Source organism: Amphibacillus indicireducens (genome assembly GCF_039539605.1).
In the GTDB taxonomy this organism is placed as follows: domain Bacteria; phylum Bacillota; class Bacilli; order Bacillales; family Amphibacillaceae; genus Amphibacillus; species Amphibacillus indicireducens.
On the sequence record NZ_BAABDL010000018.1, the window covers coordinates 1 to 6,419 of the forward strand.

Consider the following 6,419-nt stretch of genomic DNA (forward strand, 5'->3'; position numbering starts at 1 on the left):
AAACAAACCCTCTAAACCCTTTTACATCAAGGATTTAGAGGGTTTTTCATTTAATTAAGTGTCAAACTCGGGACTATAACTGCTTAGTACTGACTAGCAATCACGTTTGGGAATTCAGGTAACACACGATTGTTCCACATCGGACAATTTTTGATGCAAAGATCAAAAAAATGTCCGATATTTAATAAAAAGCACAAAAATTGATCTGGATCAATTGTTCGGTGCTGAATCTGCGTTATCGTTTAATTATCCATTGGTTGGCGCGTTTTTTATCAATTGATTTGGATAGATTCATTAGAAATATCATTTATTTTGCAAAACTTGATCCAGGTCAATTCGTTAAGTTGAGAAACGCACTATACTATAGTTAATCAAACAAAACATTAATAAAAGGAGAATGTAAAATGTCAAAAGCAACAATTTCATTAGAAACATTATCATGTCCATCATGTTTACAAAAAATTGAGGCGGCGGTTAAAGGTGTTAACGGTGTTGATGCAGAGAGCGTGAAAGTGATGTTCAACTCAAGTAAAGTTAAGCTCGATTTCAATGCAGATGTAGCACCAATTGAAATAATCGAAAAAGCGATTGAGAAAATGGGCTATCCAGTTATTAAATCTAAAGTAAAATCTGCTTAATCATTTAAATCTCATACAGCTTAGAAATTCTAGAACTTAGCGACATTTATGCAGATAATATATGATGCAAATACGCTAAGTTCTAGTTTTTTTATGTAAAAAATATAATTTTTTCTAAAACTTGATCGGCGTCAATTCGCGGCTAAAGCAAACAGGATATAGTTGATTTATCAAACATAGACAAACTTAAAATGAGGAGGAAGCAGTTATGCAAATTAAAATATTGAGACAAAAAAATCGAATGACTTGGATGAGTGGTATTTTAATCGTTATCGGTTTTATCGCTCATTTTGGCTTTAACAATGTAACGATATTCAATACGACTTTTATTATCGCATCAATCTTAGGAGTTGCCCCGATTGCTATCCAAGCTTATCAGGCATTAAAAGTAAAAGTTGTCAGTATCGATGTTTTAGTAACAATCGCTGTTATTGGGGCATTTTTAATTCAAAACTATGAGGAATCAGCAATCGTTACGTTCCTGTTCCTGTTCGGTGGTTACTTAGAACAACGAACATTGAATCAAACACGTTCAGCGATTAAAGAATTAACTGAAATTGCACCAGAAAGTGCGCTAAAGCAAATCGAAGATGGTGAATTTGAAGAGGTTGATGTTGACGATGTTGATGAAGGTGACATTTTACTCGTAAAAACAGGAGCAAAAGTTCCAGTTGACGGTACTGTTTTAACTGGTGAAGGCCACATTAACGAAGCAAGTATTACCGGTGAATCAGAACCTGTTAGCAAGCGCGAAGGTACAAACGTCTTCGCTGGAACAATTTTAGAAAATGGGACGATTCAAATTCGTGCTGATCGTGTTGGTGAAGATACAACATTCGGTAAGATTATCGAATTGGTTGAAGAAGCTCAAGACTCAAAGTCAGAAGCAGAGCGTTTTATCGATCGCTTTTCAAAATGGTATACACCAGCTGTCTTAGTCTTAGCTTTCATCGTTTGGCTGTTCTCACGAAATGTCGAATTAGCCATTACCGTATTAGTTCTCGGTTGCCCGGGTGCATTAGTGATTGGTGTTCCTGTTTCAAACGTTGCCGGAATTGGGAATGGCGCACGTAATGGTGTGCTATTAAAAGGTAGCGAAGTGATCCACGATTTTAGCCGTGTCGATACAATTTTATTCGACAAAACAGGTACATTAACAGTTGGGAACCCCGAAGTTGCTGAAAAAGCGTATTACGGTTCAAACATCGATGAAGTCTTGGGCTATCTAGCAAGTGTTGAACGCGAATCAGATCACCCACTCGCAAAAGCTGTCTTAAAAGATATTGGCGAAACAACCTTCTCAACAGTAGAAGATACAGAAGTTGTAAAAGGTGGCGGAATTGTTGCTACCGTTAACGGACACCGCATTGCGATCGGTAATGTTGCTCTAATGGAACAAGAAAATGTCACATTAAACGAACAAGCTGAAGCAGATATTTGGGCATTTGAGAAAAACGGAAATTCTTTAGTCTTAACCGCAGTTGATGGCAAATTGAAAGTCTTGATGGGAATCCGTGACCAAATTCGACCAGGTGTGAAAAAAGACCTTCAAGCATTAAAACGTTTAGGCGTGAAAAACTTAATCGTTCTGTCTGGTGACAACCAAGGAACAGTTGATTTGGTAAGTAAAGAGCTCGGTCTCACTGAAGCACACGGGCACATGTTACCTGAAGATAAAGCAGCTTACTTACAAAAGCTACAGGCGAAAGGTCAAATTGTTGCCTTCGTTGGTGATGGTGTAAACGATAGTCCTTCGCTGGCACTTGCAGATATCGGAATTGCGATGGGGAGTGGAACAGACGTTGCAATTGAAACATCAGATGTTGTCCTAATGAATTCAGACTTTAGCCGTTTACCACATGCATTGGGCTTAACAAAAACAACAGCCCGAAACATGCTGCAAAATATCGTCATTGCCGTCGGTGTCGTGATCATTCTACTCGCAAGTGTTTTCTTCAGCGACTGGATGAACATGTCGATCGGTATGTTAGTCCATGAAGCAAGTATTCTAGTCGTGATCTTTAACGGGATGAGATTACTGCGCTATCGACTGAGAGGACATAATGTAAACAGCGACAGTGTTAACTAATCAACTCATTTCAACAAAAAAGTCTCTAACCATGTTTAGGACTTTTTGTTTATCAAAAATTTCCACAATCTTATTTGCAAAACATACGATAACATGCTATATTAATAGATCGAGTAACAAATAAATGAATCTGGCATGCTACAGTGTTTTTTGTTTATGCTTATTCAAACTGGAGCGACTACAGGGTCGCAAGAATGCAAGAGTAGGTAGGGCTTGCGTTGCTTAGGTAAGAGAACATCCAGTAGAAAAATACCGCGGTAAAGTGAAGTTTTTAAAAAGTTTATGTTATTCCACAATGATCACCAACAATGAACAATTTAAGAAATTTCCCACCCGAAACAAACGGGAAATATAATAAAAATTATCTGTTACTTTAAATCAAAGGGGTACTCTTTTTATCAAAGGGTATCCCTTTACTAATTGAGCAAAAAAGATTAGAATCTGATCAAATGACAAGCTCGATAGTTTTATGAGATAATACAACTCATCAATTAATTAGATAGGAGTCTATAATAATGAAGTGTAAAATTAATCGAAATGCAGCTAAAGAATTAAAGAAAATTCTCGCGACAGAAGAAGCAGATGATAAAATGATTCGTGTTTACGTCACTGAAATACACGGCAACCACGCACATTATGACTTCAAGCTTGATACACCAACAGAGCATGATGAAATTGTTAAAACAGATAAGGATATTGATATCTTACTTGATAGTCGTGAGGATTTCCTTGACGGTGTTTGGATTCAATATTTCTACGTAGGCGATCAGCCAGGTTTTCAAATTGTCAACAATTCTAAAGGCTGGCCATTGAATCATTAATTATATTTAGACAAAAATAAAGCCCAGACCGTTAATTTTGGTTTGGGTTTTCCATTTATCTTAAATTAAGTTGTATTCGCTTTGCAGCTTTCTAATCCGTCTGTTACATCTTTACTCAAGTTAAAAAATCTTTCCAACCTCTAGCTTAAAATTAATTAACCCCACGTTGCAAGACTTTAATTTCTGCCTGAGCTGTCCTAAGATCATAATTTGTTAACATAAACTTTTGATCAATCAAGTCTATTTTGTGATCTAACTTTGCTATATCTTCTTTTAATTCTACTCTTGTTTCATCAATTTTTCGCTCTAAATTAATTTGATTCGTTGCTAACTCAGTAAACTTATGCTCTAAATTAGTTTGACTCGTGATCAACTCAGTAACCGCACTTAAAATTTCTTCATTTCTCACTTCTTTACGCACTTCAAAACACCCTCCTTCCATTTTTGATATTTTTACACATTCAGACATCTTTTTTAGTAGCTTAACTATAACAAATAGCCTGTCGATTGTCTAGAGACAAAAACAGCCAAAACCCTGATATATCAATGTTTAAAATTAAAAAACAGCTGAAGAATTCAGGCTGTTTTTGCATTATTTATCTGAAAATCTGTTGAACAAGCACCTTTAGTTACTTGTTTATCATTTTCTAAAATACCTCACCAATGTTAGTTAACACGAAAGGCAAAATCAGATCATAACTGAAACTGCGCCTTAAACCAGATCAGCCTTTTTTGCTGTCGTTCTAAATGTCATTTCTGTCATAATGATCATTAAAATAACAAAAATGAATAGATAGACAGGTAGGATTGCAAAGCTCGTCAAATGACCGAGAAATCCAAATAGCGGCGGAATAAAAGTTGCACCGACATAAGCACTTGCCATTTGAATCCCGATAATTGCGCCAGAATGCTCTGCACCAAAATTACTTGGTGTCGAATGAATAATACTAGGATAGATTGGCGCACATCCGAAGCCAATAATAACAAATCCGGCAAGTGAGGCAGTTGGATTTCCTGTAGGAATCAGCAAAGAAATAATGCCACAGGATAAGATCAAGGTACCGAAAACAATCATTTTCCGGTCTCCAAGCTTATTCGCAATAAGACCACTTAAAAATCTACCTGCAGTTATCCCGATATAAAACAGTGATGCAAATTGGGCTGCTTGTTCTACTGTTATGTTCTTCACTTCAACTAAATAAGTACTCGCCCAATACATCGCAGTTGCCTCTGCAGCACAATAGGCAAAAAAACCAGTTAGAAGATAAGGAACTCCCTTGATTTTCAAGGCATCAATTAATCCAATACTCTTTGTTTGACTTGCTTCTTCTCGTTGATTAACCTTCCAAACAGGAAGAGTGACAATTAGAAGTAGACCGATCCCAAGCTGAATAAGACCGACAATGCGATATCCGTTATTCCAAGTCAAGTTTGTCAAAGCATAGCTCATAACAAAAGGACTGATAACCGCGCCTACTCCCCAAAAACTATGTAACCAGTTCATATGCTTTGAAGAATAGTGGAGTGCAACATAATTATTCAATGCTGCATCAATCGCCCCTGCACCTAGACCATAAGGAATCGCAAAGACAAGCAACATCCAAAACTGACTTGCAAAAGAAAAACCTAACAAAGCAATCGCTGTAAGAAATACACTAGCAGTTGTTACCATCCTGGTGCCAAACTTCTTTGTTAATTTATCAGACAGAAGACTTGTCACAATCGTTCCACCTGAAATAACCATCGAAATAATTCCCATATAAGATATTGGAATACTCAAATCATTATGTATCACAGGCCATGCTGAACCTAGCAGTGAATCAGGAAGCCCAAGACTAATAAATGCTATGTAAATAAGTATAAGTAAAAGTGAATACATTGCTACCACTCCAAATTTCATGTTTATTTTTACCGATTGAAGATCATTGATCTATAAGTTTTTTCTATGAATGATCAAAACAGGTAACTGTGCCAAAAAAGCTCCTTGCCCATTGTATCCTTGTCGCTCACTTTCTGTCAATTAATCAAACAAAATAAATCTAGCAGATCATAACTGAAATATTTAGACCTCAAATCAACTGTAAAACTGCAAAAAAATACTCTGTTTTAGATAGCATATCCTGCTCATCCAAAACGGAGTATATCACCATAATTATATTACTTCGCATTTTGAAGGACTTTTACTTCAGCTTGGGTTTTTGTTAAACCTCCGGATAAAATCACTAGTTGTGTATCTACGACGTCAATTTTCTCATTGACCTTGCTAAACTCTTGTTTAATGTCTTTATCCATCGTCTCAATCCGCGTCTCGAGAGCGTCCATTCTACTGTTTAAGCGTTCATCTAGGGTGTCAATTCTACCGCTCAAGCGCTCGTCAAGAGAGTCAATTCTAACACTCAAGCGCTTATCCACTTGTGACACATATTGGGCTAATTCATTAACCGCTAAGAATATTGCTTCATTAGTTATTTCTTTCCCCACTTTTTCGCCTCCAATCATATTCAATAATACGACTAAATTCGATCATTTCTTGATTTGATTTTAGCAGAATTTTATTAATTCGTCTATGAGTTAGATCTCCATAAATCCCTTATTATCAAGGACAACAATGAAATTTCCGGGCGTTTTTTAGCTTGTTTTTATTATTTAAGCATTAATTCTTTCAATTCCTATCCTTTTTCAACATGATTTTATGATTTAAATTAATCGACTATTTGATCGGTAGCTCTTCGTCATTTAGAAAGAAAATTGAAGCCCAACTCTAGCTGCTTGGACTTCAAATATTTGCATTATAAAACTACAACCTAGATTATTCATAGCCCAATCATAAAACCTGAATAAACCGCATCAAATCAATTAAAAATAACCAAT

At 36.2% G+C, this 6,419-nt stretch carries 6 protein-coding genes; 3 read left to right on the forward strand and 3 right to left on the reverse strand.

Translation table 11 applies throughout. From position 1 onward, the window contains the following. Positions 1 to 404 precede the first annotated feature (404 nt). The 3 genes from ABD814_RS02035 to ABD814_RS02045 all read left to right on the forward strand — a co-directional run bounded on the left by ABD814_RS02035 (position 405) and on the right by ABD814_RS02045 (position 3,548). Complete coding sequence (locus tag ABD814_RS02035) at positions 405 to 638, forward strand: heavy-metal-associated domain-containing protein (protein ID WP_344909832.1); 234 nt, start codon at positions 405 to 407, stop codon at positions 636 to 638. Between the two features lie 208 nt (positions 639 to 846). Further along, a complete protein-coding gene (locus ABD814_RS02040) occupies positions 847 to 2,727 on the forward strand; it encodes a heavy metal translocating P-type ATPase (protein WP_344909834.1) in 1,881 nt (626 codons plus the stop codon). Between the two features lie 515 nt (positions 2,728 to 3,242). Next, positions 3,243 to 3,548, forward strand: coding sequence for an iron-sulfur cluster assembly accessory protein (locus ABD814_RS02045; protein ID WP_344909836.1), 306 nt, complete (start codon positions 3,243 to 3,245; stop codon positions 3,546 to 3,548). A 151-nt stretch (positions 3,549 to 3,699) separates the two neighbouring features. Here the strand turns inward: ABD814_RS02045 and ABD814_RS02050 are convergent, their stop codons facing one another. The 3 genes from ABD814_RS02050 to ABD814_RS02060 all read right to left on the reverse strand — a co-directional run bounded on the left by ABD814_RS02050 (position 3,700) and on the right by ABD814_RS02060 (position 6,029). Further along, the gene (locus tag ABD814_RS02050; RefSeq protein WP_344909838.1) at positions 3,700 to 3,969 is read right to left on the reverse strand and encodes a hypothetical protein; all 270 of its coding nucleotides are present in this window, start codon (positions 3,967 to 3,969) and stop codon (positions 3,700 to 3,702) included. A gap of 291 nt (positions 3,970 to 4,260) precedes the next feature. After that, positions 4,261 to 5,427, reverse strand: coding sequence for an MFS transporter (locus ABD814_RS02055; RefSeq protein WP_344909840.1), 1,167 nt, complete (start codon positions 5,425 to 5,427; stop codon positions 4,261 to 4,263). A 278-nt stretch (positions 5,428 to 5,705) separates the two neighbouring features. Then, complete coding sequence (locus tag ABD814_RS02060) at positions 5,706 to 6,029, reverse strand: hypothetical protein (RefSeq protein WP_344909842.1); 324 nt, start codon at positions 6,027 to 6,029, stop codon at positions 5,706 to 5,708. Positions 6,030 to 6,419 lie beyond the last annotated feature (390 nt).

What these genes read in the sequence shown, in the direction of transcription:
- ABD814_RS02055 (WP_344909840.1), bottom strand. Translation starts at nt 5,427, where the DNA reads ATGTATTCACTTTTACTTATACTTATTTACATAGCATTTATTAGTCTT.
- ABD814_RS02035 (WP_344909832.1), top strand. Translation starts at nt 405, where the DNA reads ATGTCAAAAGCAACAATTTCATTAGAAACATTATCATGTCCATCATGT.
- ABD814_RS02045 (WP_344909836.1), top strand. Translation starts at nt 3,243, where the DNA reads ATGAAGTGTAAAATTAATCGAAATGCAGCTAAAGAATTAAAGAAAATT.
- ABD814_RS02040 (WP_344909834.1), top strand. Translation starts at nt 847, where the DNA reads ATGCAAATTAAAATATTGAGACAAAAAAATCGAATGACTTGGATGAGT.